The organism is Saccharicrinis fermentans DSM 9555 = JCM 21142, from assembly GCF_000517085.1.
In the GTDB taxonomy this organism is placed as follows: domain Bacteria; phylum Bacteroidota; class Bacteroidia; order Bacteroidales; family Marinilabiliaceae; genus Saccharicrinis; species Saccharicrinis fermentans.
This window is the reverse complement of record NZ_KI912107.1, coordinates 3,899,738-3,926,637: the sequence shown is the minus strand read 5'-3', so window position 1 is coordinate 3,926,637 and position 26,900 is coordinate 3,899,738. Positions and strand designations below refer to the sequence as shown.

General features: G+C 38.9%; 27 protein-coding genes. 16 read left to right on the top strand and 11 right to left on the bottom strand.

Annotated features, from left to right (window positions below; translation table 11 throughout):
- Window position 1 precedes the first annotated feature (1 nt).
- The 6 genes from CYTFE_RS0116000 to CYTFE_RS0115975 all read right to left on the bottom strand — a co-directional run bounded on the left by CYTFE_RS0116000 (window position 2) and on the right by CYTFE_RS0115975 (window position 6,564).
- On the bottom strand, window positions 2-1,294 hold the full coding sequence (locus tag CYTFE_RS0116000) for a DNA recombination protein RmuC (RefSeq protein ID WP_044211938.1): 1,293 nt from the start codon (window positions 1,292-1,294) through the stop codon (window positions 2-4).
- Between the two features lie 127 nt (window positions 1,295-1,421).
- Window positions 1,422-2,498, bottom strand: coding sequence for a 3-oxoacyl-ACP synthase III family protein (locus CYTFE_RS0115995; RefSeq protein ID WP_027472617.1), 1,077 nt, complete (start codon window positions 2,496-2,498; stop codon window positions 1,422-1,424).
- A gap of 97 nt (window positions 2,499-2,595) precedes the next feature.
- The gene (locus tag CYTFE_RS0115990; RefSeq protein ID WP_044211939.1) at window positions 2,596-3,348 is read right to left on the bottom strand and encodes a UDP-2,3-diacylglucosamine diphosphatase; all 753 of its coding nucleotides are present in this window, start codon (window positions 3,346-3,348) and stop codon (window positions 2,596-2,598) included.
- 103 nt (window positions 3,349-3,451) lie between these two features.
- Complete coding sequence (locus CYTFE_RS0115985) at window positions 3,452-4,627, bottom strand: TlpA disulfide reductase family protein (RefSeq protein WP_027472615.1); 1,176 nt, start codon at window positions 4,625-4,627, stop codon at window positions 3,452-3,454.
- Window positions 4,628-4,684: 57 nt separating this feature from the next.
- The gene (locus CYTFE_RS0115980) at window positions 4,685-5,842 is read right to left on the bottom strand and encodes a DUF4369 domain-containing protein (protein WP_027472614.1); all 1,158 of its coding nucleotides are present in this window, start codon (window positions 5,840-5,842) and stop codon (window positions 4,685-4,687) included.
- Window positions 5,842-6,564 (bottom strand): RDD family protein, encoded by a 723-nt coding sequence (locus tag CYTFE_RS0115975; protein WP_027472613.1) that lies wholly within the window; start codon window positions 6,562-6,564, stop codon window positions 5,842-5,844. The genes CYTFE_RS0115980 and CYTFE_RS0115975 overlap by 1 nt, the downstream gene beginning before the upstream one ends.
- Before the next feature lie 170 nt (window positions 6,565-6,734).
- On the opposite strand from CYTFE_RS0115975, the gene CYTFE_RS0115970 reads away from it, so the two are divergent.
- The 9 genes from CYTFE_RS0115970 to CYTFE_RS0115930 all read left to right on the top strand — a co-directional run bounded on the left by CYTFE_RS0115970 (window position 6,735) and on the right by CYTFE_RS0115930 (window position 17,964).
- Window positions 6,735-7,655 (top strand): stage II sporulation protein M, encoded by a 921-nt coding sequence (locus tag CYTFE_RS0115970; RefSeq protein WP_235207953.1) that lies wholly within the window; start codon window positions 6,735-6,737, stop codon window positions 7,653-7,655.
- A 20-nt stretch (window positions 7,656-7,675) separates the two neighbouring features.
- A complete protein-coding gene (locus CYTFE_RS0115965) occupies window positions 7,676-8,548 on the top strand; it encodes a hypothetical protein (protein WP_027472611.1) in 873 nt (290 codons plus the stop codon).
- Window positions 8,541-9,275, top strand: coding sequence for a DUF4129 domain-containing protein (locus tag CYTFE_RS0115960; RefSeq protein ID WP_027472610.1), 735 nt, complete (start codon window positions 8,541-8,543; stop codon window positions 9,273-9,275). Before CYTFE_RS0115965 ends, CYTFE_RS0115960 begins: the two co-directional genes overlap by 8 nt.
- 2 nt (window positions 9,276-9,277) lie before the next feature.
- A complete protein-coding gene (locus CYTFE_RS0115955; protein ID WP_027472609.1) occupies window positions 9,278-10,483 on the top strand; it encodes a DUF4350 domain-containing protein in 1,206 nt (401 codons plus the stop codon).
- A gap of 13 nt (window positions 10,484-10,496) precedes the next feature.
- On the top strand, window positions 10,497-11,477 hold the full coding sequence (locus CYTFE_RS0115950) for an AAA family ATPase (RefSeq protein WP_027472608.1): 981 nt from the start codon (window positions 10,497-10,499) through the stop codon (window positions 11,475-11,477).
- A gap of 41 nt (window positions 11,478-11,518) precedes the next feature.
- Window positions 11,519-12,859, top strand: coding sequence for a DUF58 domain-containing protein (locus tag CYTFE_RS0115945; RefSeq protein ID WP_027472607.1), 1,341 nt, complete (start codon window positions 11,519-11,521; stop codon window positions 12,857-12,859).
- 457 nt (window positions 12,860-13,316) lie between these two features.
- The gene (locus CYTFE_RS0115940) at window positions 13,317-15,836 is read left to right on the top strand and encodes a TonB-dependent receptor (protein ID WP_027472606.1); all 2,520 of its coding nucleotides are present in this window, start codon (window positions 13,317-13,319) and stop codon (window positions 15,834-15,836) included.
- 107 nt (window positions 15,837-15,943) lie between these two features.
- A complete protein-coding gene (locus CYTFE_RS0115935) occupies window positions 15,944-16,915 on the top strand; it encodes an alpha/beta hydrolase (RefSeq protein WP_027472605.1) in 972 nt (323 codons plus the stop codon).
- A 107-nt stretch (window positions 16,916-17,022) separates the two neighbouring features.
- Window positions 17,023-17,964, top strand: coding sequence for a glycerophosphodiester phosphodiesterase family protein (locus CYTFE_RS0115930; RefSeq protein ID WP_027472604.1), 942 nt, complete (start codon window positions 17,023-17,025; stop codon window positions 17,962-17,964).
- A gap of 541 nt (window positions 17,965-18,505) precedes the next feature.
- Here CYTFE_RS0115930 and istB read toward each other — a convergent pair.
- Genes istB through CYTFE_RS0115910 form a run of 4 tightly spaced genes read right to left on the bottom strand, consistent with a single transcriptional unit; the run spans window position 18,506 to window position 21,684 of the window.
- The gene (istB, locus tag CYTFE_RS0115925; RefSeq protein ID WP_027472192.1) at window positions 18,506-19,237 is read right to left on the bottom strand and encodes an IS21-like element helper ATPase IstB; all 732 of its coding nucleotides are present in this window, start codon (window positions 19,235-19,237) and stop codon (window positions 18,506-18,508) included.
- A 5-nt stretch (window positions 19,238-19,242) separates the two neighbouring features.
- Window positions 19,243-20,784, bottom strand: coding sequence for an IS21 family transposase (gene istA / locus CYTFE_RS26840; RefSeq protein ID WP_044262850.1), 1,542 nt, complete (start codon window positions 20,782-20,784; stop codon window positions 19,243-19,245).
- 41 nt (window positions 20,785-20,825) lie between these two features.
- Complete coding sequence (locus tag CYTFE_RS0115915) at window positions 20,826-21,170, bottom strand: hypothetical protein (RefSeq protein WP_027472603.1); 345 nt, start codon at window positions 21,168-21,170, stop codon at window positions 20,826-20,828.
- A complete protein-coding gene (locus CYTFE_RS0115910; RefSeq protein WP_044214664.1) occupies window positions 21,163-21,684 on the bottom strand; it encodes a helix-turn-helix domain-containing protein in 522 nt (173 codons plus the stop codon). Before CYTFE_RS0115910 ends, CYTFE_RS0115915 begins: the two co-directional genes overlap by 8 nt.
- Before the next feature lie 122 nt (window positions 21,685-21,806).
- Between CYTFE_RS0115910 and tnpA the strand changes: the two genes are divergently transcribed.
- The 5 genes from tnpA to tnpC all read left to right on the top strand — a co-directional run bounded on the left by tnpA (window position 21,807) and on the right by tnpC (window position 24,281).
- Window positions 21,807-22,157: an IS66 family insertion sequence element accessory protein TnpA gene (gene tnpA, locus CYTFE_RS0115905; protein WP_027472601.1), complete on the top strand. Its 351-nt coding sequence runs from the start codon at window positions 21,807-21,809 to the stop codon at window positions 22,155-22,157.
- 5 nt (window positions 22,158-22,162) lie between these two features.
- Complete coding sequence (gene tnpB / locus CYTFE_RS0115900; RefSeq protein ID WP_027470460.1) at window positions 22,163-22,498, top strand: IS66 family insertion sequence element accessory protein TnpB; 336 nt, start codon at window positions 22,163-22,165, stop codon at window positions 22,496-22,498.
- A 94-nt stretch (window positions 22,499-22,592) separates the two neighbouring features.
- Entirely contained in the window at window positions 22,593-22,733 is a 141-nt protein-coding gene (locus CYTFE_RS31235) for a hypothetical protein (RefSeq protein WP_244880335.1), read from the top strand.
- A complete protein-coding gene (locus CYTFE_RS31230) occupies window positions 22,709-23,281 on the top strand; it encodes an IS66 family transposase (protein ID WP_052343237.1) in 573 nt (190 codons plus the stop codon). The genes CYTFE_RS31235 and CYTFE_RS31230 overlap by 25 nt, the downstream gene beginning before the upstream one ends.
- Window positions 23,214-24,281 (top strand): IS66 family transposase, encoded by a 1,068-nt coding sequence (tnpC, locus tag CYTFE_RS31225; RefSeq protein WP_081736013.1) that lies wholly within the window; start codon window positions 23,214-23,216, stop codon window positions 24,279-24,281. The genes CYTFE_RS31230 and tnpC overlap by 68 nt, the downstream gene beginning before the upstream one ends.
- Window positions 24,282-24,395: 114 nt before the next feature.
- On the opposite strand, the gene CYTFE_RS0115885 is transcribed toward tnpC, so the two are convergent.
- Window positions 24,396-25,055: a metallophosphoesterase family protein gene (locus CYTFE_RS0115885; protein ID WP_027472600.1), complete on the bottom strand. Its 660-nt coding sequence runs from the start codon at window positions 25,053-25,055 to the stop codon at window positions 24,396-24,398.
- Between the two features lie 925 nt (window positions 25,056-25,980).
- Between CYTFE_RS0115885 and CYTFE_RS30080 the strand changes: the two genes are divergently transcribed.
- Window positions 25,981-26,154, top strand: a complete 174-nt coding sequence (locus CYTFE_RS30080; RefSeq protein WP_154665684.1) for a hypothetical protein — start codon at window positions 25,981-25,983, stop codon at window positions 26,152-26,154.
- Complete coding sequence (locus CYTFE_RS31670) at window positions 26,123-26,245, top strand: group II intron maturase-specific domain-containing protein (protein ID WP_081736118.1); 123 nt, start codon at window positions 26,123-26,125, stop codon at window positions 26,243-26,245. Before CYTFE_RS30080 ends, CYTFE_RS31670 begins: the two co-directional genes overlap by 32 nt.
- The last annotated feature ends 655 nt before the right edge of the window (window positions 26,246-26,900 follow it).

Here is a 26,900-nt window from a genome sequence, read left to right as displayed (position 1 = left end):
TTTATTCGGGTATAAATTTATCGGGTATTATTTTGTTGGTCTTGGCTCCTAGTTCTTTTATCTTTTGTGCCTTTGATATAAGATTTCCACGTCCATTCTGTAGCTTTTGCATTGATGCAGCGTAATTGCTTTGTAATTGGTTGATGTTTTGTCCTATTTTATCCAGATCGACCAGGAAATTAACCAGCTTATCATATAAAGCTCCACTTTGTTTGGCAATTTCGTGCGCATTCTTGGTTTGGTTTTCTTGCTTCCAAATAGACGATATTGTCTTTAGGGTGGCTAATAGGGTAGAGGGAGTGACAGGTACTATCTTACGGTCCCAGGCATATGTAAATAAGTCGTTGTCGGCTTCTATGGCAACAGCAAAAGATGCTTCTACGGGAATGAACATCAAAACAAAATCTGGTGAGTTGATATTGGCTGCTGAGGCATAATTTTTTTCGTGTAGGCCTTTGATGTGCTCTCGGAGACTGGCTTTGTGTTTCTTTATGGCCAGTATTTGTTGCTCTTTGGATTCCGCATTGACGTATTGATCGTAGGCAATAAGCGATAGCTTGGAATCAATAATGAGGTGTTTGTTTTCGGGTAAGTCGATGATGACATCGGGGCGGATGGAGCGGCCTTCTGCGTTTTTGTCGTCCACTTCTCTTCTGTATTCACGGCCTCTGCTGAGTCCTGACTGCTCCAGAACACGTTCGAGTATCATCTCGCCCCAATTACCCATTTGTTTTACATCTCCTTTGAGTGCTCGGGTTAAGTTACCTGCTTCCTGGCTTATCTTGTGATTTAGTTCAAACAGCCTTTTTACCTCTGCCTGAAGGCTTAATTTATCTCTTACTTCCTTGTCGTAAGTATCTTCAACTTTCTTTTCAAACTGCTGAATTTTCTCTTTTAGAGGCGTTAATATATCTGATAATTTTTGTTGGTTTTGCTCACTGATCTCCTGGCTGCGGTGGCGTAGTACTCGGTTGGCGATATTCTCGAATTCCAGGGTTAGTTTATCCTGGAGTTCTTTTACCTCATGGATTTTTTCCCGGTTACTTTTAATGAGATGTGTGTTCTCGGTATCTACTGCTGTAACATGTAGTCTGGCCTGAATGAGTTCGTTTTTTACCTTGTTTAACTCTTGGCTCAGTTGTGTGTTGTTTTGGCGTAGTTGTTCGCCTTCAAGCTCCAAGCGGATATGTTGGCTGGAGAGTTGATTTTTTTTTGCATTAAAAAATAGAATGACGATTATGGAAGCCAAGGTAGCTCCTGCAATAAATCCTATGGTTATTTGTGTGATGTCCATTGTTCAAAAATAAAAAAAGGATATTCAATTTAGAATATCCTTTGGTTTTTATTTACCCTAAAGCGTGTGTAATGTTGAGCAACTCCTTGTTTTATTGGTGTAATGCGTCTAAGTGGTCACAAGGTGATTAGGGCATGCGATACATGTATGCGTTAATGTTCATTCCTGCTCCAATGGAAGTCATCATCACATAGTCGCCACTTTCCAAGGAGTGACCATTGAGTTTTCCTCTGACGATTAGGTCGAAGAGCGTAGGCACCGTTGCTACAGAGCTATTTCCTAATGTTTGGATAGTCATTGGCATAATATCGTAATCAACATCGCGCAGTCCGTATAGGCGATATATGCGTTTTAGAATTGCTTCGTCCATCTTGGCATTGGCTTGATGGATAAGTATTTTCTTTACGTCAGCTAGTGCCAGCTGGTTGATTTCCAGACATTCTTTGGCCAATAAGGGTACATGGGTGAGTGCATAATTATATAGTCTTCGTCCATGCATCTTAAGATACATATGATCATCCTCCGGATTGAGATGATAGGAATTACCCATTTGTAATAGGTCCAGGTATTCCTCCGTGTCAGTTCTGGCCGTATGTTTTAACATACCTACCGGCTCGTCGCTTTCCACGGCTTCAAGGACTGCTGCACCTGCGCCATCGGCAAAAATCATAGCATCCCGGTCGTAAGGATCCATCATTCTACTTAAAGTATCTGCTCCTATCACCAATGCGCTTTGTGCATCTCCCGATTCAATAAAATATTTGGCCTGTATCATGGCCTGTGTCCAACCCGGACATCCAAAGGTGATGTCATAGGCTATGGTCTTGGGATTTTTGATCTTTAACTTTTGCTTTACGCGTGAAGCTAAGGTAGGAAGTGTGTCAGGAAAGTGACTGCCATGTTTTACATCGCCCAAATTGTGAGCAACAATGATGTAATCAAGTTTTTCACGATCATATTGAGCCGCTTCTAGGGCCTTCTCTGCCGCAAAGGTGGCAATGTCTGAAGTAACATGTTTATCTTCTGCACATCTGCGTTCTGTAATATTGGTAATCTGTTCAAATTTCTGAACAATCTCTTCGCCCGGCGTCTCAATTTTACTACCATCACTATTTAAAAATAGTTGATTGGCAAAGTCAATATTTTTTACCACTACCGGCGGTATGTATGAGCCTGTGCCAGTAGCAACAGCATAAATTTTCATTGTATTCGATTTTTTGCTAATGAATATCACTGGTTATTTATTTACCGATTAATTAACCCTGATATTTATAATTGTGCTAACACAATTAAATAAACTACTACTGTAAAAATTTTAATTCAAATTTTGTACCATCCCAAACTCCATAGGAGCGGTGATTTACCCAGTCGCCCAGGTATATGAAGTGACTGTTGTCCATGAAATCTTTGTGAAAGGCTAAATGTCTATGTCCAAATACAAAATAATCAAAGTGTTCTTTTTCTAAGATGTCCCTGGCATGTAGCATCAGCCATTCTTTGTCTTCACCTAAAAATTGAGATTCGTCCGAATTTTCATTTTTAAGTCTGCTTTGTTTCGACCATTTGCGGGCAAAACCAACTGCGAAATTGGGGTGTATGCGCGCAAACATCCATTGTAAAAACTTATTGGTGAATACCCACTTTAGTCTATTGTAGGCTTTGTCGTAGGGTCCCAGGCCATCACCGTGGGCCAAATAGAACGATTTGCCGTTGAGTTCAACCTTATAGGGGTCGTGATGAATGATCATTCCTGTTTCTTTGGGGAGATAATCAAATACCCATATGTCGTGGTTGCCCGTAAAAAAGTGTACAGGAATACCGCTATCGGTAAATTCGCAGATCTTACCCAGAAAGCGGCTGAATCCGCGTGGAACAACGTGTCGGTATTCAAACCAAAAATCAAAAATGTCGCCGAGCAAATATAATTCTGCGGTGTCTTCTTTAATGGAATCTAACCAATTGACAAATATCTTCTCGTGTTTTTTACCATCTTTTATAGATGGAGCACCTAAATGAACATCCGACGCAAAATATATTTTCTTCCCTTTTTTCAATGTTATCTATTTCATAAACAAACGCACAAAGATATTAGATTTATTAGATCAAAAAAGGGAAATTCAATTCGAATTTCCCTTTAAAATATTCTAATGTAGGTATTTAGTTCAGTAAGTCTGCCAATTTCTCATCCAAGATTCTTCCAAAGAGGTCTTTGCCAATAATCTCACCTTCTTTACTGATGAGGTAGTTAGCCGGTAGTTTTTTAATATTATATATTTGGGCAGGATACGAATTGGTATACTGAAGGTCGCTCACATTGACCCATGGTAGTTTGTCTTGTTGTACCGCTGTTTCCCACAGTATCTTACTTTTGTCGAGGGATACCTGATAAACGGTAAATCCTTTGGATTTGTATTTGTTGTATATCTTAAGAAGTTGCTTGTTTTCTTGTCGCGACTTGGCGTCCCACGAGGCCCAAAATGATAGTAATACCATTTTGCCTTTTAATGATGATAACTTAACCTTTTTTCCTTGAAGATTTTCTTCTTCAATTTCAGGAATGGTGGCTGTAGTTTTTCTTTCTTTCAACAATTTTTCTGTAAATTCTTTTGTTCGTTGTTCTTTTCGGATTCCCAATACAAATTGTTTGAGCTGTTTTACACGTGGCGACTCAGGAAATTGAAGGTCTAAACTCGTGGCAACAGTGGCAAACATATTAAAGTCCTTTTTCTCATTCGGGTTTAAAATAAGATTTCCATCATCAAAGCGTTGAAATACCGCGTAGTAACTAGCAAAGGAGCGCGGGTTCGTCATCACGAAGTCAAAGATGAAGTCCTTTTGTTTATTTACTATCTCTTGTAGTTTGTCGCTGATTTTCTTTCTTTCTTCCGTATTGGCTACTGGTATTTCTTTGTAGATGGATATCAGGCTATCAATTTCGTTTTTACTTGTCTCTAATCTACGGTTTAGAGTTTTAACATAGGAGGAGCCCATAGAGTTCTTAACATTATAGCTATCAATTAAGTTGTCACTCTTGGCATTGACTATTATGTTCTCAGTGGAATCAGCCAGTAGGGTAATTAAGTTGTTGTCGCTTAACTTTAATAACAAAAATGTGGGATGTTCTAATCGAGGAAGTGAAAAATTGAATTTTCCATTTTCTTTGAGTGCTATAGAATCTAAGTCCACTGCCCCATCTAAATTGAGTTGTTGAAAATAAAGAGTTTTCCCCTCTGCTCCTTCAATTTTTCCACTGACATTCAATTGGTTTTTATTTGTGCAGGCAGTGGCAAAGAGTATGAGTCCTAAAAAGAGTATAATTCGAGATGTATTCATGGGTCCGTCTAATGTTTTTGTGTTATCCTTTAGTTTTTTGGTTGTTCAAAGATATGATTATTTTTCAATATTGCTACGTATTGTCAGCTCAAGCTCCTGCCCCCATATGTCCCTGTTTATGATAGTTCCAATACTATCTATCACGAAATTACAGGGGAGTGAACGTACCCCTATTTTTGGTAAATCAGGAGATTGTAACGATAGGGTATCTACTAAGTGCCAGTACGGAAGTCGGTGTTTTTTGATGTTGGATAACCATTTGTTTTTATTGTTGGTATAGGCTATCATTATGGTTTTTAGTCCTTTGGATCCATAGCGATACATCATTGCTTTGCTTTGCTTTAGCTTGGCTTCGTCTCGTAAGTCCTCTCCCGACCATAGGATAATGTGGATTGGGTTTCCGTGAACTGTATTTAATTGAAGCGCTTCGTTCCAATTGGTTCGGGCTCTGAGTTCGGGAAATTGTTCGCCTTTTTGATAATATCCTTGGGCCCTGATCAAGGAATAGGCCTGCATTATTTTTTTGTCGTAATCGGCAAATAGTGCTTGCGTTTGTTCATCGTTGGTGAGTTGTTCTGCGTTATCCACAAATAATTGCAAATCGGATTTCATGGAAAATAGTGATTGGTTACCTGCTTTTATGTTTAGCATGATAAAGTCGATGATGGGAGAATTGGCTTGTTCGGATATCTTCAAACACTTGTCTCTTAGTTGTTGGGCAAGCTTGTTTCTTTGGGTGTGTAATGCTTTATAGAGGGAGTCGTTTGGTTCCTGTCCACCCATCTGACTTAGTTTTGTGGAAATTTCTTTTAATCCAGTGTTGAAGTTCAGGTTTATCTTTTCCAACGACCAGTAGTTGCTCAGTAATTTTGAATTATTGCTTTGACAAGTTTCTAGCAAATGTTTGGCATCGGCTTGAAAATGAATATAGTCACTGGGTCTGAGGAAAAAATTGATGCGCCCACCATTTTCTAGTCGAAGGTAATAGAACCCTGCTTTTTCAATGCATTGTTTTGCTACACTAAAAGTGCCATTGGCATCCATTTCTATGGTATCTAATGGTATGTCAGGTGTTTCATCGGCATAAAGATATGCTTTGTGACCACTGTAATTGGATATCTGGCCTTCTATGAGAGGAATTTGTTTTACCTTTTTCTCGGAGCAAGAGACTATGATGACCAGAAGAGCCGCAAATATGTAGCTTAATTTTCCCATTATTGATGTAAGTAATTAAAATCTTTTAACAAGTCTTCTAAAAATTTTCTGGCCGATCCGTTGATGTCCTGTATCTGTAATTTTTGTTTGAGTACCTTCTGTAATTTCAGATGCATAGGGTGGTACTCAATATCGGAGCCAGTGTTGTTTTCTTTGTTCACAAAATTTAATACCTCTTTGATGGTATTGGCATCTTGGTCGCTTAATAACTGCGATTGCGGGTATGCCGTTGTGTAGTCCTGGGGTACTTCCATGAAGGTGGTTGATTCCCATAGGTCTTTTTGCGCGATCTTCACTACGGTAGTTCCCGAGGCCAGATCGCCCAGGCGTTGCGATTTTTGGCTTACTAACATGCTAATGATTGCAACAGACCCTGAAATAAGCCATATATCAATGATGCGCAATACCCATCTGATAAGGCAGGCCCCCAGTGTGAGTTCAGATCCGTCCAGCTTGACCACTTTTATTTTAAGCACCATTTTTCCAAATGTTTGTCCGTTTAAAAACAATTCGGAGAGTAAGCTGTAAAACATAACAGGCAAGATAAAAACGATTTGCCATGGGTGATAGCCACCCAATTGGTATAAAACGATAGCCCATAAAATACCCCATGAACTTACTACCAGTAGGTCGAAGCCGTAGGCTAAAATGCGATCGCCAATGCCTGCCATTCTGTATTCTAAGTCAATATTCTGGGTAGTGGAAACATTAATGTACTCCATGAAACAATTTAATTTGTTAAATTAAGACACGCCAAATGTAACAAATTTACATCTATTACTTATATTTGACTCGTGAATGCAACCAATTTTTAATTGAGCTTAACATTATTGTGAAAGAAATAACCTTTATAAACCGCAACAGATCTCGCTGGCAAAGTTTTGAAGAAAATATGAAGAAGGGCGATAAGTTGAACCCGGATGAGTTAGCTGATCAGTTTATTCAACTGACGGATGATTTGGCATATGCTAAAACTTTCTATCCAAAATCAGCCAGTATTGCATATCTTAATTCATTAACTGTTAAAACACATCAGGAAATTTACAAAAACAAAAAGGAGAATGCTGGTCGTTTTAAAACTTTTTGGACCAGAGAACTTCCGCTGGAATTATACGAAAGCCGTAAGTATTTTCTATTATCACTGGCTATATTTATAATAGCTGGCATGTTGGGCGCTGTTTCAGCTTTGAATGATGATGGTTTTGTGCGTTTGATTTTAGGCGATAGTTATGTGAATACAACACTGAATAATATCGAGAAAGGTGATCCAATGGGTATCTATGGTTCAATGGATGAGTTTGAGATGTTTCTGATGATTACAAGTAACAATATCTGGGTTTCTTTTTTAGTCTTTGCTTGTGGTATGCTTAGCGCCCTTGGTGTGGGCTTTATGTTGGTACGCAATGGTATTATGATAGGTGCTTTTCAGGCATTTTTCTACCAAAAACAGCTCTTCTCGGTCTCCTCTCTCGCTATCTATATACACGGAGGATTGGAGGTTCCCGGACTTGTGATAGCGGGAGCTGCCGGAATTATTCTAGGTAATAGTTTTTTATTCCCGGGTACACTTCCTCGTCTTACGGCCTTGGGAATAGGCGTTAGGCGAGGTGTTAAAATTATGGTAGGACTGGTGCCCATTTTTATGATGGCGGGTTTTCTAGAGAGTTTTGTTACCCGGCATTATGATGCCATGCCACTGATCCTTAATTTGTTAATCATTCTGGGTTCCTTGACTTTTATAATCTGGTATTTTTTTAGCTATCCAAGCCAGGTACATAAAAAAGTAATGAGCGAAATGGATCATCAAAAATAAATTAACCTAAATAATTATATATGTTAGACGAGAAAGTAGAACTAAGACAAAAGAGAGATTTTAGCGATGTTTTGAATGCATCGTTTGCATTTATCAGGCAGGAATATAAAAACCTGGGGTATGCATTGCTTTTGTATGCAGGTATCCCAGTGCTTATACAGGCTATATTAAGTGGTATTTATGTGGATACCTCCTTGACTAACTTTTTTAATAGTATGGGCAACGCTGGAGCTTCCGAAGAGTTCGTTAGTACCATGCCCGGTAAAGCCATGTTGTTTAATTTGATCAATATGGTTGTGCAAATATTCCTGACCGGATTGGCTTATTGTTATGTGGTGTTGTACGTGGAAAAAGGAGCAGGAAATGTGGATGTGAAGGACGTTTGGGCTAAGTTTACTTCCTTGTTTGCCTCTTATATAGGCTTTAATATCCTTTCGGGATTGGTGGTTATTCTGGCTTTGGTTGCGCTGATTATTCCTGGCCTCTATGTAATGATACCCCTGTCCTTAATCCTTATTACTAAAACGGCAGAAAATAAAGGTTTCGGAGATTCTTTTTCCCGCTGTTTTTATTTAGTGAAAAATCACTGGTGGCAAACATTTGGGTTGCTATTTATTGCATCTATTATTATGTTGATTTTAAGTGCTGTTTTCGGTGTGCCTGCAGGAATTATTGCTGGAACACAGGGTATTTTACAAGAGAATGTGACGGGTGTTTCTTTTCCTTTTATGATTACGGCTGTTATTTCAACCATTGGAACTGCCATTGTAACGCCGCTCCCATCGATTGTTATATCCTTTCAGTATTATAGTTTGGTGGAACATAAAGATAATTTAACATTGTTGGATAAGATTAATAAAGTTGCAGAGGAACCAACTATTAAAGATGAATAATAAACTTTTTTATACAATTCTATTGATGAACCTGCTTCTTTTTATAGGGGCGGGTTTATATGGCCAGGATTCTACCGTTGTGGAGCCTTGGGATAGAAGCAAGGTGGATTACAGGCCTGCTTCTGTCGAAGCAATGGAGGCGTATAAGTTAATGCCCAAGTATGTGTACGATAGGTATGTGGAACCGGAATCTATCTGGGATAAGATCAAGGATTGGTTGTGGACGCATATTTTACGAAGTCGTATCAATGGAAAAGTGGTGATGTATGTGTTTATTGGAATAGCTGCTTTAATATTGCTCTTTATTATTTTAAAACTTCTGGGTATTAAGCCATCGGGCTTGTTTATTTTTGCGGGTAACACCAAGGTCACCAACCTTCGTTTTCAACAGGTGGATGATGATATTTATAACGAAAACCTGGAGGATATTTTACAAGTAGCCATAAAAAATAAGGCGTATAGAGAGGCCGTGAGGGTGATGTATTTGTTAAGTTTGAGACATCTGGATAGCGCTGGTGTGATTCAGTGGGAGCCCTGGAAAACCAATAGGGATTATTATTATGAGCTGAAATCTGATTCTAGCAAAGTAATGTTTAAACAATTGGTGCGTAGCTATGAATATATATGGTATGGTCAGTTTGGTATCGGTGAAGAAAAATTTAAGATGGTTCACGCTAATTTTGATGAGTTTGAACAGCTTATTCATCAAGGAAAAATGTCTGTTTAAGCATGGGAAAAGGTATGAATAATAAATATCTGGTGTGGGGGCTGTTATTATGCTTTATGTTATATATAACTGTTTTAATTATTACTCCCGGAGAGATAGATTGGAGCCTTAGTTTTTCAAAATCGGATGAAATTCCATTTGGTAATAGTATTTTGTTTGAGGAATTAGAGCAGCTGTTTCCTAAAGACAGTATCCAAACGTCACACTCTCCGATTGCAAATTTTCTGGATGATAGGGATTTGCAAGATGGAAGTGTCCTATTTATTAATAATCGTTTTGAGCCGGATAAATTTGACTTTAAAAAAATGTTGAATCTTGCGGAGTTGGGTAATCATATTTTTATAGCGGCGGTGTATTTTTCTCAACAGGTGCAGGATACCCTCGGATTTAAAACGGAAGGAAACTTTTCTTTTGAGTTAATGAAAGAAGACTCCATATGTTTAAATTTGGTGAATCCAAAGCTTAAATCACCATGGGGGTATTACTATAAAAAAGCCTACAGTAATACATTTTTTCAGTCGTACGACACATTGAAGACGACGGTATTAGGATTGGGTGATAAAGCGAAGACTAATTTTATTCGGATTCAGTATGGGAAAGGATATTTTTATGTAAATACAAATCCGAAGGCTTTCACCAATTACAATTTGTTAATAAGAAATAATTACGAATATGTCTTTAAGTGTTTGTCGTATTTGCCACAACGAGCGCTTATTTGGGATGAGTATTATAAGCAGGAAGCTCCTATTTCAGGATCGGAGTTCAGGTATATTCTTTCACAAAAGAGTTTGCGTTATGCCTGGTATATATTGTTTTTTGGAATCCTCATTTATATGGTGTTTGCGGCAAAACGACAGCAGCGGATGATCCCTATTGTTAAGCCTCCGGAAAATTCGACTTTAACTTTTGTTGAAACAATAGGGCGTTTGTACTTTAGAAGGAAAGATCACCTGGATATTGCAAAAAAGAGATATCGCTTTTTTTTAGAGTTTTTGCGTACACAGTATTATGTGGATACGGCTTCTCTGAATGCTGAGACCTACGATGAGATAGCAACAAAGTGTGATGTGCCCTTACGTACCGTACAACAGCTTTTTGATATGGGCAAAAGATTGGTTGAGGTGAAAAGTATTTCGGAAGAGGATCTGGAACAGTTTAATAAGAAAATAGAATTTATCTACGATAAGTGTAGAGACGAAAAAAAATAAAAATAGTCAAGATATGGAAGATCAAACGCCATTTGAAAATAGGTTGGGATTGGAAGAATTAAATCGGGCCGCATTTCAAATAAAGAATGAGATAGCAAAAATTATTGTAGGTCAAGAGAAAATTATAGACCTGATGCTCACTGCCTTGTTAGCTAATGGTCATGTTTTGTTGGAAGGGGTTCCCGGGGTGGCAAAAACCATGTTGTCTAAGTTGGTTGCCAAAAGTATTTCTACCGGGTTTAAAAGAATACAGTTTACGCCCGATTTAATGCCTTCGGATGTGTTGGGAACTACCATTTTTAATGTGGGTACCTCAGCTTTTGAATTTAAAGAAGGCCCTATCTTCTCTAACCTGGTTTTAATAGATGAAATTAACCGGGCTCCGGCAAAAACACAGGCAGCTCTCTTTGAAGTAATGGAAGAGCGACAAGTGACCATCGATGGCGACTGCCGAAAAATGGAGGCGCCGTTTATTGTGTTTGCAACACAAAACCCCGTAGAACATGAAGGTACATACCGACTGCCAGAGGCCCAGCTAGACCGTTTCTTGTTTAAAATTGAGCTGGATTATCCCTCGTTGGATGAGGAGGTGAAAATATTGAGTAATGCCCAAGAACGGGAAAATACGAATGAATTGTCATTGGTGAATCCTGTTGTGTCGGCAGCGCAGATCGTGGCTTTGCAAGAGCTTGTTAAAAAGGTACTGGTAGAGCCCGACTTGATCAGATATATCGCTCAGATAGTGGAGAAAACGCGTCATTCTAATGCTTTGTTTTTGGGAGGTAGCCCAAGAGCTTCGTTGGCCGTGTTGAATGCAGCCAAAGCATATGCCGCTATTGAAGGGCGTGACTTTGTAACGCCTGAGGATATTAAGTTTGTGGTTATTCCTGTATTGACGCACCGCGTTATATTAACGCCCGAGAAGGAGATGGAAGGGGTGAAAAGCAATACGGTGATTCAGCAAATAGTGGATTCTGTTGAAATACCACGATAGACAAGGTCTGTTTTTTTTATATCTAATTTATTAAGCAGGGAATGCGTAAATTTTGGAAGTCTCTTTTTATTACAAAACGTTTCTTTGGCTCGTTGGCATTTATGATGGTGTTGATGATTTTGGGACAGTATTACCAACTGTTTTTTGTGGCCGGACAATTATCGTTTTTTCTTTTTGTATTATTACTTTTTGTAGATGCGGTTTTAATGTATGCAGGTAAGAGTTCGTCAAGGATTAGAGCCATGCGGGTTTTGCCGGTGAGGTTCTCGAATGGTGATGTGAACCTGGTGAAGCTTACTTTTAAAAGTCATTTTAGTTTTAAGGTCTTCATAACCCTGATTGATGAGCTGCCTATACAATTTCAAAAAAGAGATTTTAATGAGCGATTTGTATTGACTCCGCGGCAAGAAGAACAGTTCTGCTATGAACTCAGGCCTGTTAGCAGAGGAGAATATCACTTTGGAGCTTTGAATATATTTGCCAGGTCACCCATATCCCTGATCTCCCGAAGGTATATTTTTAATCAGGATGCCATGGTAAAAGTGTATCCTAGTTACATCGAAATGCGTAGATTCGAATTGATGGCTATCTCGAATCGCCTTACAGAAATTGGTGTTAAGAAAATTAGGAAGATTGGCAATCAGATGGAGTTTGATCAAATCAGAGACTACATTAATGGGGATGATTATAGAACTATCAACTGGAAGGCTACGGCTCGTAAGGGACATCTGATGGTGAATCAATACCAGGATGAAAAATCACAGCAGGTTTTTAGTCTCCTGGATATGGGACGTACTATGAAGATGCCTTTCAATGGAATGACTTTGCTGGATTATGCCATCAATACTTCACTGGTCATTTCTAATATTGCCATGCTAAAACATGATAAGGCAGGACTTATTTCTTATAGTAATACGATTCACTCAACGCTTCCTGCTGCTCGTAATGGTAAACATTTGCAAAGTATTATGGAGGTTTTGTATAATCAGGAGACTGACTTTAAAGAGGAGAACCTGGCTTTGTTATATGCCCAAATAAAGCGTAGTATTCATCACCGTAGTTTAATGATGTTATATACCAATTTTGAAAGTTTAAGTTCGGCACGAAGACAAATTCCTTTTTTACAGCAGTTAGCCAAGAATCATTTATTGGTAGTGGTGTTTTTTGAGAATACAGAGCTTTCGAAATTATCTGCAAAAAAAACACATAACATTGAGGATATATATGTGAAAACCATTGCCGAGAAATTTTCTTTCGATAAGAAACTCATTGTGCGCGAACTAAAACGACATGGTATTCATGCCATTTTAAGTGCTCCTGATGAGTTGACCGTGAACACAGTCAATAAATACCTTGAGATAAAGTCGAGGGGATTGCTGTAAAAAGAAGAACATATTGGGTGCTCGTATCTTTCTCAGAACATTTGAAACAACAAAAGCCAGTCCTGAATACAGGAATGCGGTTTGAGGCAAGTGGTGCTGATCGTTTGATTTCAATTATTATTGTGCGACGTGTTAATTGGAGTAAAAGCTTAGGCGCTACTCTACTAAGCAATATGTGGAAAAATAGATCTGTTGAATTATAGTGCTTAAGTTTATTCCTACATGTTGCTAATACTATTTTACTATAGCTCAACTTGGAATAATGAAAAAAATAATTTAAGGGGTTAAAAAAATAAGATGTGGTTATATTCTATATTAAGTAATTTTAAAAACGTGTTTTGTTTTTAATATTTATTTAAACTGTATGTGGGGTGATATAACTTTCACTTAAGATCTTTAAGGCTGCAGGGATGTAAGTTTGTTTGATTTTAATTCAAAAACTTATATTTCGTAAATAATGAAAAGAATTGTTCTAGTTAACCTTTTGTTGTGTATTACTGCTAACTTTATTTTTGCACAGTCTCAATGTATATTAAAAGGTAAAGTGACCGGCCAGGGTCATGAGCCTATCGTTGGAGCTAATATTATTATTGATGGGCAGACGAAGGGAGCCATTTCGGATGTGAATGGAAATTACCTACTTACTGATCTAACAGCGGGTAAAATTCAAATTAAAGTGTCATTTATAGGCTATTCTACTCAGCAAGTAACGGTGCAGCTTTATCAAGGTGAAAATTTGCAGAATTTTATGTTGGAAGAGAGTGCCATGCTACTGGAAGGTTTAGTTGTAACGGCACAAAAACGCGAAGAACGTAACATGGATGTTCCTATCGCTATTACCTCTGTTGGAAACTCATTTATTGATAATATTAATACAACTCAATACGATGGTTTATCCGACTATGTTCCAGGTTTGCAGGTGCAGTTACAGAGTCCAAATAATCCGGGCATTGTAATTAGAGGTATTACGAGTGATGATGGAGATTCAAGAGTTGAGCCGCGGGTATCTGTATTTCAAGATGGAGTATCTATTAGTAAGTCCAGAGGTTCTGTTGTTGAATTGTTTGATATTGAAAGGGTAGAGATCCTGAAGGGGCCACAGGGGACCCTCTTTGGTCGTAGCGCGCAGATTGGAGCGATGCATATTATTCAAAATAAAGCAAAAAGCGAAACCTCTGGTAGTCTTAAGTTGGGTTATGGTAATTATAACAAAAATTTAGTGAGTGGGTATTTTAATACACCCCTACTTAAAGATAAGTTGTTTGTTAGAGTGGCGGGTATTTATAATGCGTATGATGGTTATATTGAAAATTTGTCGGGAGGTACACTTAATGGAAAAGAAACCTTGGCTTTTCGTACCTCCTTGCGATATATGTTAGCCGAAAAAACACGTTTGGATGTTATTGCTAACTGGCAGCAAGATACACCACCTGGAACTTCCTTTAAAAGTGGTACCTATGCCCCGTTGGGAGGAGATACAGATCCTACAAGCTTTGCGGACCTGGATATGGGGGAAGATCTTGGGTTGGATAGAACCGTGTGGGGTGTTACCGGAATCTTAAAACATAGCTTTAATGATACTTGGGATCTTACATCTACTACTGCGTATCGAAGGTTTGATTCTGATGAGGCATTTGATGCGGATGGTACGGCTGCTCCTGTTTTGTTCTTTCATGAGATCTCTAAGGGAGAGCAGTTTAGTCAAGAGTTTCGTTTTAATTTTGATAATGATGATCGCTTTAAAGGTTTCTTGGGGACGAACTTTTTTTATGAAGATGGCTCGCAGCGTGTTCCTCTTGTTACCAACGAAGGAAGTTATTTGGTTTTATTGCTAGATAACCTATATGGTACCAATAATTTGCTTGTTGACGGTGTTCCTGTAATTTATGAAAATTACCCGTATTTAGGGGATGATTATGCGCAACTCACGGGTCTTCCATTTAATCCGGCAAATACCGAGGCTTATACAAATTATGGAGAAAATTATGCGGCAGATATATTTGCCGATTTTACCTATGACTTTACGGAGAAGTTTGGTGTTACCTTAGGTTTAAGGGCTACTTATGAGGATATAACTGTTGGATATAAAGTAGATGATGCCGAAACAACTTCGTATTTGGGAATGTTGTTAGGTACTTTCCCCAATAACCTGTATGCTTCTACCGGAGGTGAGAAGTTGACCCGCAACGAAAGCTTCTTGTCTGCAGTAGGCCGCTTAGCTGCCAACTATAAAGTAAGCAACCATATTACCACTTTTGCAAACGTGGCTAAAGGACGTAGGCCAAATGTTATTAATTTGGATGCAACAAATTCAGAAGTGTTGAATGATGAGATCGTTTGGTCTTATGAAGTGGGTATGAAATCCTTGTTTTTGAACAATCGTTTGCAGTTTGATTTAAATGGCTATTATTATGATTATAATCATTTTCAGACTGATTATGTGGAATTGTCGGACAATGGAGGAATTGAGATGTTTACGGATGATGCGGGTAGTGCTTCTGCCTTAGGTTTTGAACTGGGTTTTCAGTTTGCCTTTATGAAAAGTAGTAGTTTGTTTGCTAATTATGCCTTTATAGATGCCACGTTTGACGATGAGGACGCCCATGGTAATAAGCAAGAATATGCTGGTAATACTTTTAGATTAACGCCCAAAAATTCTTTTTCACTTGGCTTTAACTTCAATCCTGCTGTTTCTAAGCAGATGAGTGTTTACTTGAGACCTTCGTATGCTTATAAATCAAAGGTTTACTTTGATGAGGATAATGATGAGAATATCGCACAGGATGCTTATGGTTTGTTGAATTTTAAAGCAGGGCTGATGTATAAAAAATCGTTGGAGCTGGGTTTCTATATGAACAATGCGCTGGATGAAAAATATATTATTGATGCGGGTAATACGGGTGATGCCTTTGGTATCCCAACTTATATTGCCGGACCTCCAAGGTTTAGTGGAGTGCAAATATCCTATAAATTTTAATGTGGATGTGGTATTCAATATTCGTAATAGATGTTTCTAATGCACTTAGGTGTTTTAGCACATGTTTGAAGAAGCTAACTTTTGGGGGACATTAAAAAACAGTAAGGATGTTATGTAGATTAAAGATTCTTAGTAGTTTGTTATTGTTGTTTTGTCTAGGAGTCTCTTTGTCAGCACAGTTGTTGGAGAAGGAAGGAGCTGTATTGCAACAATTGGAGGAGAGACTTACAACACGAGAACTTTCGCACGAGGATATAAAGCCGGGGAACGAAGCTAAAATAATTTGGAGTAGTACTTATCCATATAAAAAATCTCCTATTGCCTTTTTGTATTTGCATGGTTTTGGAGCTTCGCATCGCGAAGGTGAGCCTATAATGAGTATGCTCTCTAAAGATTATCAGGCCAATGTGTATATGTCACGACTGAAAGAGCATGGTCTAAACCGAAGGGATGGTTTTAAATACCTTACCGAAGAAAATTATATTGCTTCGGCGAAGGAGGCTTTGGAGTATGCTAAACTGATTGGAGACAAGGTGGTTATTGTATCCACATCCACAGGAGGAACCCATGCTTTGATCTTAGCAGCCACTTATCCAGATGTGGAAGCAATTATTTTGTATTCGCCATTTATTGGTCTTCCTGAGGGTTCAAAAGGAGATATGATAACCAAGCCGGGAGGAAGGGCATTGTTTAAGATAACTAAGTTTGGTGCCATACAAAGAGTAAAACGACCCGGGGAAGTGGGTAAATTCTGGTCAACTAGCTATCACCTTAAGGGCTATGTGACGCTTATGAATTTAGTGCGTCATAGTATGTGCACCGAAATATTTTCGGAGGTTACTTGTCCTGTTTTTTTAGGCTATTATTATAAATCAGAAAAAGAGCAAGATAGAACGGTGGGAGTTCCTGCCATGCTTCATATGTATGAAGCATTAGGCACGCCCGATAGTTTGAAAATGAAAATGGCTTTCCCGGAAACAGGGAATCATGTGATTGGTTGCGATTTGCGTTCCCGCGATTGGCAAACTGTTTATAAAGAAACAAAAGAATTTATCGATCAAAAAATTATAAAAAAATAGACGAATGAAACGAGCATGACCATAATGGTTTGTCATAACAAGAACATGTATAAACTTTAAGTCATGTGAGTTCCATTCGACCAATAACTTAGATAAACTTTATACGAATGAAATTTTTAGGAATTATTTTAGGACTCGTATTGCTGTTTTCTTGTAGCAATAAAAAAAAATCTATGCAGTCTGGTGTAAAAGCCGAAATGACGAAGGATACCCTTTGTTTTGATGTGCAAGGCCATCGGGGAGCAAGGGGTTTGGCTCCCGAAAATACCTTGCCTGCATTTAAAAAAGCATTGGAAATTGGAGTCAGTACACTGGAGCTTGATTTGGCAGTCACCAAAGATGGGAAATTATTGGTTTCTCATGAACCATGGTTTAATCGTCATATCTGTCTGGATTCTCTCGGAAATGTCATTCCTGAGGAGGACTCCATTCGTTACAATATTTATGAGCATACTTATGCCGAAACACAAAAGTATGATTGCGGTAGTATAGGGAATCCTCAATTTCCTCACCAAGAGAAACAAAAACTCACCAAGCCCTTACTCAAAGAGGTAATAGAAATGACTGAAGCATATTGTCAGGAGAATGATGTGGAGGTATCTTATAATTTTGAAATTAAGAGTCTTCCACATGGGGATAATCTTTATCATCCCGAACCAAAGGTTTTTTGCGATTTATTAATTGAGGAAGTAAAAGACCTGATTCCTATTGATCGTATAGTGATACAGAGTTTTGACTATCGACAGTTGGAATATTTACATGCTCATTATCCTGAGTATAAACTGGCCGCTTTGGCGTATAAAGGGCAGGCCGAAAGTAATTTAAGTCGATTGAGCTTTGTGCCAGCTATTTATAGTCCTGATTTTAATTTGCTGACAGAGGAAGATATTCACTTGCTAAAGGAAAAAAATATCACCATTATTCCGTGGACTGTTAATCAAATAGAAGATATGAAAAAGCTTGTGAGCCTGGGTGTTGATGGAATCATAACTGACTATCCTGATAGTGCTATGCTTTTTTTGACACCTTGTGGCCAATTGCGACGATAACATTGTTCAGTTCTTTTGCTGTTTGATTCATAAGTAAACTAACGTTGTCGATAATACACTGATATCTGATCTTTTGCTTTTCATACCCAAAGCTGCTCTTGATGCCCATTACTTGGGGTATAAGGGTATGGTGATTGGCCATGTTGTGTAATTATTTATAGCTGACATTCTGATACAGATGAGCTTGTGACAATATAAATTTGGCACAGATCCATTCCGGGACGACTTGTATGCTTCTTGTTTGAGAGTATAGCCTTGTTCAATATACCAGAAGGGGTATATTTTGTAAGCTTTGCCGTAGTAGAGTGCTTAGATGTTTTTACCAGAAACGAGTATAAAGATATTTTACTTGAGAATTTTAGGCTATTGTCAGAAACATAAAGGTATGGAGATGTATGCTTGGTGTATCATGAGTAATCATATGCATTTAATATTTAGGAGTACGGATGGATTGGACATTCTGTTTTATTCGGACACCCATTCCGGTTTTATCCGGACACTTTTTAGGTCTGCGATTTTTTCAAAAATAGGTATTATTTTTTTAACGTTTTGCTATCATTTTTCTCATTGATTCGCCTTGCATTTCGATACGGTATGACCCGTTAACCAACCTATCCATTACTGCATCGGCAACCACGGGGTCACCTATCGATTCAAACCATTGTTTTAAAGGAACTTGAGATGTTATCATTGTTGATTTTAGGTTATGTCTGTCGTCAATAATTTCAAGCAACATATTTCTTGAGCCGGTGTCCAAAGCTTTGAGGCCAAAATCATCTATAATAAGTAAATCACATTTAAGTATTTTCTTTATTTCTCTGGGGTAACTACCATCTGCCTTGGCATACATCAACTTGTCAAAAAGCTTGTTGGCCGTTACATAAAGAGTACTCATCCCATTGGTGCAGGCATGATATCCCAGGGCGCACGCAACAAAGGACTTGCCCACGCCCGTAGGTCCCGTCAATAGGATGTCGCGGCCTTTTTCTACCCATTGGCACATCTGGAGTTTTACCAAAAGATTTTTGTCCAGGTTCCTGTGGGTATTAAAATCAACCTGATCTATTGATGCGCTTTGTTTCAGGTTGGCCATTTTGATATACCGTTCGAGCTTTCTATTGTACCGTTCGTCATACTCCGCATCGATTAATATAGCGAGCAGTTCGTCGAAGGTTAGACCTTGACTGCTGCCTGATTCGAACACTTGGTTGTACGCTCTTTCTATACCGTACAACTTCATTTGCTTTACTTTTTCAATAGTTTGTGCGTTCATCTTTTTTAGTTTAATATGTCCAGTCTTCTGGTTTCGTTATCATCCATAATTCTTCGTATCTCCTCCTCGGCATCAAGGTTAAAGGTTTTATATTTCAGTGTGTTGCGGATAAATTTGCAGGTGTAAACTTTCATCTCCAGAGCCTTTTTGCATGCCCTTCCAAAATCTTCGGGTGCGTGTTTCTTACTTTCCGATAGTATGCCCATACATGCTGAGAAGGCCTGTTCTGGGTGTGCTTTGCTTTCTATTAGTTCCTTGATGAAGGATTCCGTTTGGGGTGATACCTTGGCAGCCCAGCGGATAAAACGGTCGGCATCCCATTCCGACACGAATTTGTGTTGGGATGGCCTATGTTCCCCGTCTGTGGTATACCCGTAACGGTGCGGGTTACGTTGGTGTATGGCCACACGTACGTTGTTATAGCTTACCTCCACCACACGGCTGTTGTAACTGAGTTGTACTTTTTTCCCCGTCAACTGGAAGGGCACGCTATAATAGTGACGATCTTCCCTCAGGTATACATGGTGGTTGTATTGCACTTTGACAATGGCAAAAGCACGCAGGTCGTAAAACGACACGGGCAAGGGCTGCAGCTCCTCCTTTTCAACAGTATCGAACAAATACTCGCGGGAGTAGTCCTTGCCCTGAAAAGGCATCCCGTTGTGCTTATCAAGCTCTTCCCACATGGCATGGTTGCACTCTTCCAGCGAAAAGAACGGTACGTTGCGTAAGGGTGCAAAAATTCGGGTATATGCTGTTTTTACAAAGTTCTCGGCCAAGGATTTGTCCTTGGGGTGCAAGGCCCTGGCAGGCAAGATAACCGTGCTGTAATAGTCGCCAAAGTCTTTGTAGGTCGCATTAATCTGAGGCTCGTACCGATCGGCCTTCACAACTGCCGACTTGAGACAGTCGGGCACGATGCAGCGCGGAACGCCCCGAAAGAACCGCAATGCATTCTCGTTGACCTTTATCCAATCCGCCTTTTTCTGACTCTCGACGGCTTCTATGTAAGCTTTTTGGCTGCTGCCCAGAACACCAACAAAGACCTCTGCCTCCCTAATTTCACCAGTTGCGGCATCTATAATCCTCTGCTTTACCCCGGTAAAATCGACATATAGTTTGTCGCCTGCCTTGTGTTCCATGTGCATCCCCACTTTCTGCTTCTTGGCCCATTGTTGATAATGGAAACAAAATTGGGAGTAACTGTACGATTTCTCACGTGCTGCAAAAAGCTCCTGCCACAGAAGCTGTAGAGTAACACCCGGACGTAAGAGTTCTTTTTCTATATATCCGAAGAGGGAAATCAAATGGGCATAACGTTCGTTTGCCTGCTTTCCGTTGGGTCCGGTTATGGCCCATAGTAATTCACTGTCGGTCAGCTTCGACATTTTATCCAGTTCTATCCCGCTCGTTTTGAAGCCGCTGACATACTCGCTGGCGCTGCTCTTGCTCATGCCGGCAATCTTGGCTGCCTGACGTGAACTATGGCCTTGCCCAATAACTAGATGTAATAATTCGCGTACTTTTTTCATGTCTGTTTTTTTCATCGCTTTCCTTTTTTTGGAAAAGCAAGATAAACAGACCTAAATCAATGTCCGGATGTTTCCGGAACGACTGTCCGAATGTTTCCAGAATGAGTGTCCGAATAATTCCGGAATGCCTGTCCGGATGTTTTCAGAATGGGTGTCCGAATACTTCCAGAATATGCATTTGCAAAGCCTAAAGCTCTCAAGTCTTCTTCCAGCTTAATATGAGCTGTTTTAGAACGCAATTCAATTACGCAATCCACATCAAGCGTTGGTCTAATATCTGATAATTCAGGATTACTCGCATACAATTCGGCTACTGCTCCTCCTACAAATACCATATCATCTTTCAAACCTCTCAAACCAGTTGCCACTGTTTGTAGCATTTCAATATTTGTACTAGCCATGCTTTAATCGTTTTTCAAGTTCTGTTTTAGCTATGTTTATTTCTCTAACTCGTCCAACCCTTATTGTGTCAACAATAGCCAGTAATTCATAGAATAATATGTCATCTTGTACTATCTGAGGAATTGATTTAAAAAGAGGTTCTATTGATTGTCCACGATGAGTTCCTTTGGCACTTGACCAAACATAAATATCTGAACCACTTGAAATATGCTCCTTAATCGGTGATGCCGAATGCGCTGTAGGAATTCCTTTTACTATAGCACCTGGTTGAGTAGGGAACACATATCTTAATCCGTAGATTAAAAATTCCATAAAGGAATTAATATTAACCTTACGTTTTTTTGTGTCTATTAATCCTGCAATTTTGCATCTATTCAAAACTTCCGATATTTCAGATGGACTGATTTTTAATGATTGTGCTAAATCAGAATTATACCAATCATCGTGCTTAAGTGCAATAATTTTCAATAAAACAACTATATCTTGGGGGCGCATCCCATTATGTTTCTTCATATCACTTGTTTTCAATTCGCGATTCGCGATTCGCGAATTAAGAATAGTCAATTATATAGTAAGTCTTCGGTCTTTCACATATTGCGACCTTCATACTAGCGCTGTTTCTTTGATGGCAAAAAATGAGAATGACATTAACAACATTTAAGCGTTTGTATAAGGATTACCAGGAATCAGGTTTGAACATAAAAGATTTCTGTACCAACCAAGATTTGGCTCCTTCCACTTTTTACTATTGGCGAAATAAATTGGAAGAGGCATTAGCACATGAGCCAGATAGCTTTGTTCCACTAGAATTTGACAGTAATCCGTTAACGACGAATAACCAATCGAGTCCATCTATCATCAAGAGTAAGCCTACTTTAAATAATGATGCTCCCATTGAATTCGTATTTCCCAATGGCACCAAGATGCTACTAAGGGATAATATAAACACGCAAGTATTAAAAACAATTGTTCACTTATTTGATTAAGTCTGATGTTTCATTTACACGATAAACTTAAATACTTTCTATATCCGGCACCAGTGGATATGCGTAAAAGCTTTTACACACTCAGCGGCATTGTAAGCTCCTTGATGAAGCGTAATGTTCAGGACGGTGAAGTTTTTATATTTGTTAACCGTAGGCTGACCACCATGAAAATACTTCATCTAGAACACGGCGGGTTGGTAATTTACCATAAGAAGCTCGATAGTGGTGTTTTCAAACTTCCTGCATTTGATGAAAGCCTCACATCTCACATTATAAGTTGGCACGATTTAATGTTGATTGTAAAGAATGTGAAGCCTAAAAAAAGGCTCTTAAAGAGGTGACAAAAAGAAGCGATTTTTTAGGATTTTTAGATTGATAAAATTGGCTATAAGCCTTGATTTTACTATCTTTAAGCTCGTAATCAAGCAGTGATAAATGAGCGATTTTTCAAGCAATAAAGATGTGTTAATTCAGGAGCTTCTCCAGGAACGTGACGAGATGTTTCAGGAGCTTTCCCGCTTGCGAAAAATGACAATAGGGTTCTGGACACTTTGGAAGCTAAAAACAAAAAATTAGAGTCCATAGTCGCTAAAAAAGAGCAGCAAATTAAAAAGCTGATCGACCAGCTCGCTTGGTTTCGCCATAAGTTTTTTGGCAATTCTAGTGAAAAGCATATTGCCGAAGATCCCGATCAACGAAAGATCGATTGGGACGGACTGGAGGTCGTTGCAGAAGAGAAAGCTATCATTGAAAACGCAGAAAAAGAGCTTATCGAATATGAGCGCCGCAAGCCTGTAAAAAACAAGCAGAGGCCAGTTCGTCAACCACTTCCTGACCACCTTAGACGAGAGGTAGAAGTTATTGGACCGGAAGGTAAACAAGGTAACTGGGTGCGTATTGGCGAAGAAGTAACAGAAATACTCGAACACAAGCCCGGAGAGGTATATGTACGTCGTATAGAACGTCCTAAATATGCAGTAAAGCAAGAATCAGTATCACCGGATATTGCTACAGATCAAAACGACCGAAGAAGCATCAGCTATCCGTATTGGTTCAATGCCATTATTGCCTTTGCCACGCAGCAATGCAGGGCCTTCTTTATTGAGCGAGCTGATGATGAATAAATATTATTTCCACCAGCCTTTTAATCGCCAAATGGCCATGTTCAAAATGATTGGTATAAAATTACCTGCATCCACCATTAATGGTTGGTTTCAAGGAAGCTGTGATTTACTAAGAGCTCTTTATGCACGTTTAAAAGAAATCGTTCTAAAATCTGATTATATTCAGGTTGACGAAAGTACCATTCCTGTTATTAGCAACGAAAAGCACAAAGCACAAAAGGCTTATCTGTGGATGGTTCGATCAGTAATGAATAACTTGGTTTTCTTTCACTACGACAAAGGTTCCCGAGCACAAAAAGTGATACTTCCTTTATTAAAGGATTTTCAGGGAGCTCTTCAAACCGATGGATATCAGGCATATTCAATCTATGAGCAAAAGAAAGGTGTTTTGCTTCTGGGTTGTTGGGCTCATGCGCGCAGGAAATTCTCCGAAAGTCTAAAAGAAGACAAAACGGGGGCTGAATACGCATTGGCACAAATTGCTAAAATCTATCAAGTTGAGCAAATGGCCACCGATCAGAACATGAATTACAAGCAAAGAGCTGAACTACGAAAGCGCTTGGCTTATCCAATCATGCGTGCTTTTGAAAAATGGATCGAAGGCTATTACCCCAAAGCGCTACAAGGAGGAAAGATGAGTAAGGCGCTGGTTTATACATACAATCTTTTCTTACGTCTGTCTCGCTATCATCTTGATGGCCGATATCTGCCTGACAACAACGGAGCTGAAAATGCAATTAGGCCGGTAGCTGTTGGAAGAAAAGGCTATCTGTTTTGTGGCAACCATGATGCCGCAGAAAATGCAGCAATTATGTACTCACTACTGGGATGCTGCAAAGCCAGTGATGTAAATCCTCGCGAATGGCTTACAGATGTATTTTCTAAGATTGCGTTATACAACAGCAATTATGATTTAGACTTGGCTGATCTTTTGCCGCACAATTGGAAAAAGTCTAATAGTTGTCAGAATATTCCAAAAACACCCACTAGTTTCGATTAATTCCAAAAGATTCCAGTAAAACTTAGAGAATTCCAACGCTCCAATCGACATCCGGATTGGAGCATTTTTTTACTTTGCAATATGTAGCAGACCGCATATTTACATTATATAAAATTATACTGAGAATAGCATTTTTGAATACAATTCAATTGAAGTTAACTTTCCATAACCGACCTTTTCCTTATAGACACAACCTGTATCAATGTTTATTACTTGCTTATTTTCATCAAATTGTTTTATACAAAGTTCTATTGAAATTGGTCTATGCCCGTGAACGATAATCTTATTAGTAAGTAGGGGGCTAGTATACGTAGCTTGACTTTTCCACAACATCGAATAAGTATCCTGAAATGGATTAACTACTTTATCATTACATCCTGCATGAACAAACAAGAATTCTTCGAATGAATAATAGTTCTGCAGATTTTTAAAGAATTCTAAATATTTGGGAGAAATATCGTTGACTGATTCAATATTAAAGTTTTTTAGTGTTTTGACTCCACCATTTTGAATCCATTTAGATAAATTCTTTTCATCTTCAAGAGTTTCTAAAAGTAACATTTCATGATTCCCAAGAAGCGGAATAATATCAAATCCTTTTTCTTGTAGGTCAATGATATAATCAACAACCTCTTTGCTCTTATTGCCTCTGTCAATATAGTCGCCTAACAGAATAAGTTTATCACCTTTGTTTAGTTGAATTTTGTTTTCAACTAACTCTTTGAGAGAGTCAAAACAACCGTGGATATCACCTAATGCGAAGAGTCGCTTCATGTTAGCAGTATTTTGAGCGATGGCAAAAATTGCACTCTTGCCGATTTTTCTTCGGCATGTGTGCAATGTGAGTGGGCTTCCCCAACTGTCCCGAAGGGCAGAAGCGGGCGGGCAAAAACTGTTTTTTTCTTGCAGTAACCTTCAATCAATGAGCTTATATTTTCAATCAAGATTTTCAAATTACAATTCATTATATTATAGTCAACCTGCTCATTCTGCCTTGCATACAACGTTATGCGTATGAGTAGTGCGGAATTTAACCTACAACTGCTTTAAATAACTATGTAGCCAAAACTACGATTTTATAGCTAACTTTTAAATTTTAAAGCTAGTCAAATCGTAGATTTGGCGGAGGTCAAAAACCGTACAAACCCTAGTATACACAGTATTCCCAGCATTACGTATTAGCTTTTGTGTGTGCCCTGCATGTGCTGCAGTACACCCACACCCGAAGTTGTTGAAAAAGTTTGAAAATACAAATTATCTTCAATAAACCGCGGAATGTGGAGTATTATTTAATATCCAGAGGGTGCACTGTCTGTCATCAGGCAGAAAGTCCCATCACGGGCGGAGGTAACGCTTCGAACCGTTAGCAAGTGACACTTTTTACGAATGTAAAAACGTAGTGGTATGGGGTGACCTATGCAGTGAAGATTATTTTGTGAGCGATTAGCGCAGCAAATATTATATATAGCACTTACCAGGGGAGAGCTCTGTAATTACGAGTTAATAGAGCAGAGCAGTCAGCAAAAGCCATAGTAGCTTTGGAAAGCGAGCCATTCTTACGAATACCACGCAAAGCATGGAGGTCTCATAGATAAGTGAAGGGCTGAACTTTACATCGCTATTGATCTTTGATGGAAGTTAAAGGATTAAAACCTTTCTAGCCCCAAAGAGATATAGCAGGGAATTAAGAAGAATAAGTATGAAAAGAAGAAAACGGAACACTAATCATTTAATTGAACGGGTACTTTACCCTGCAAACTTAACCATAGCTTGCAAGGGAGTGGTAAGCAACAAAGGAGCGGGCGGTGTTGATGGTATGAGAGTTTCCGAACTTAAAGACTATCTCGACCAAAATCGTAAGCAACTGGATTAACAACTTCAAATATGCCAATATCAAAACAAAACTGGAAGAGTTGGATGGCTGGCTCCGTAATCGTCTTAGATACTGCATTTGGCATCATTGAATTGGAGCAAAGCGGAAATCATGAACACAAAAAATGAACACTTGTGAATAAAGAAGCCGGAACGGAAACGCAAGAACCTGATACGGTCTGGCGTAGAAGCAGGTATGGTGTATGCTTGGAGCAGAATTAGATTTGAGGAACGAAATCATGAATGCCTTAAAGCATATACTTATATTATGAATAATCGGTGGGTGGTCTATCGCCCAATTGTAACGCAGTGTAAATCGCCAACAAAAATTAAATTAAACAGATTGTTGGCAAAGTCCTATTTTAGGAACCGCCATCACTATCGACCGCCTCAAAAAGAGAGGCTATGTTCCTCTGGCAGGGCTACAATCCTGTCGGCCACCTATTCGATTGTAAACGCGTGTTTTATTCATTATAACCTTGCATATATAAATCCCAATTAGGACGAATTATCCTTTTATGTGAAACTTCCTCAAGTGCGTGATATAATTTCCCGACAAATACTAAGGTTTCCCAAAAATCTGGAAGGCCATTCCTCTGCTCAATTATTTTAATGTTACGTAAGTCTTCGGTCTTTCACATATTGCGAGCTTCATACTAGCACCGTTTCTTTGATGGCAAAAAATGAGAATGACATTAACAGCATGTAAGTGTTTGGCTTATGGATGTATTTTCTAAGATTGCGTTA

Excerpts from the sequence above, each read along its gene's own strand:
- CYTFE_RS0115995 (WP_027472617.1), bottom strand. The coding sequence starts at position 2,498 with ATGAAAATTTATGCTGTTGCTACTGGCACAGGCTCATACATACCGCCG.
- CYTFE_RS0115935 (WP_027472605.1), top strand. The coding sequence starts at position 15,944 with ATGTTATGTAGATTAAAGATTCTTAGTAGTTTGTTATTGTTGTTTTGT.
- CYTFE_RS0115885 (WP_027472600.1), bottom strand. The coding sequence starts at position 25,055 with ATGAAGCGACTCTTCGCATTAGGTGATATCCACGGTTGTTTTGACTCT.
- CYTFE_RS0115970 (WP_235207953.1), top strand. The coding sequence starts at position 6,735 with ATGAAGAAGGGCGATAAGTTGAACCCGGATGAGTTAGCTGATCAGTTT.
- CYTFE_RS0115940 (WP_027472606.1), top strand. The coding sequence starts at position 13,317 with ATGAAAAGAATTGTTCTAGTTAACCTTTTGTTGTGTATTACTGCTAAC.
- tnpA (WP_027472601.1), top strand. The coding sequence starts at position 21,807 with ATGAGAATGACATTAACAACATTTAAGCGTTTGTATAAGGATTACCAG.
- CYTFE_RS0115955 (WP_027472609.1), top strand. The coding sequence starts at position 9,278 with ATGGGAAAAGGTATGAATAATAAATATCTGGTGTGGGGGCTGTTATTA.
- CYTFE_RS0115985 (WP_027472615.1), bottom strand. The coding sequence starts at position 4,627 with ATGAATACATCTCGAATTATACTCTTTTTAGGACTCATACTCTTTGCC.
- CYTFE_RS0115965 (WP_027472611.1), top strand. The coding sequence starts at position 7,676 with ATGTTAGACGAGAAAGTAGAACTAAGACAAAAGAGAGATTTTAGCGAT.
- CYTFE_RS30080 (WP_154665684.1), top strand. The coding sequence starts at position 25,981 with ATGAAAAGAAGAAAACGGAACACTAATCATTTAATTGAACGGGTACTT.
- CYTFE_RS0115980 (WP_027472614.1), bottom strand. The coding sequence starts at position 5,842 with ATGGGAAAATTAAGCTACATATTTGCGGCTCTTCTGGTCATCATAGTC.
- istB (WP_027472192.1), bottom strand. The coding sequence starts at position 19,237 with ATGAACGCACAAACTATTGAAAAAGTAAAGCAAATGAAGTTGTACGGT.
- tnpC (WP_081736013.1), top strand. The coding sequence starts at position 23,214 with ATGCCATTATTGCCTTTGCCACGCAGCAATGCAGGGCCTTCTTTATTG.
- CYTFE_RS0115950 (WP_027472608.1), top strand. The coding sequence starts at position 10,497 with ATGGAAGATCAAACGCCATTTGAAAATAGGTTGGGATTGGAAGAATTA.
- CYTFE_RS0115910 (WP_044214664.1), bottom strand. The coding sequence starts at position 21,684 with ATGAAGAAACATAATGGGATGCGCCCCCAAGATATAGTTGTTTTATTG.
- CYTFE_RS0115960 (WP_027472610.1), top strand. The coding sequence starts at position 8,541 with ATGAATAATAAACTTTTTTATACAATTCTATTGATGAACCTGCTTCTT.
- istA (WP_044262850.1), bottom strand. The coding sequence starts at position 20,784 with ATGAAAAAAACAGACATGAAAAAAGTACGCGAATTATTACATCTAGTT.
- CYTFE_RS0115945 (WP_027472607.1), top strand. The coding sequence starts at position 11,519 with ATGCGTAAATTTTGGAAGTCTCTTTTTATTACAAAACGTTTCTTTGGC.
- CYTFE_RS0115930 (WP_027472604.1), top strand. The coding sequence starts at position 17,023 with ATGAAATTTTTAGGAATTATTTTAGGACTCGTATTGCTGTTTTCTTGT.
- CYTFE_RS0115975 (WP_027472613.1), bottom strand. The coding sequence starts at position 6,564 with ATGGAGTACATTAATGTTTCCACTACCCAGAATATTGACTTAGAATAC.
- tnpB (WP_027470460.1), top strand. The coding sequence starts at position 22,163 with ATGTTTCATTTACACGATAAACTTAAATACTTTCTATATCCGGCACCA.
- CYTFE_RS31235 (WP_244880335.1), top strand. The coding sequence starts at position 22,593 with ATGAGCGATTTTTCAAGCAATAAAGATGTGTTAATTCAGGAGCTTCTC.
- CYTFE_RS0115915 (WP_027472603.1), bottom strand. The coding sequence starts at position 21,170 with ATGGCTAGTACAAATATTGAAATGCTACAAACAGTGGCAACTGGTTTG.
- CYTFE_RS0116000 (WP_044211938.1), bottom strand. The coding sequence starts at position 1,294 with ATGGACATCACACAAATAACCATAGGATTTATTGCAGGAGCTACCTTG.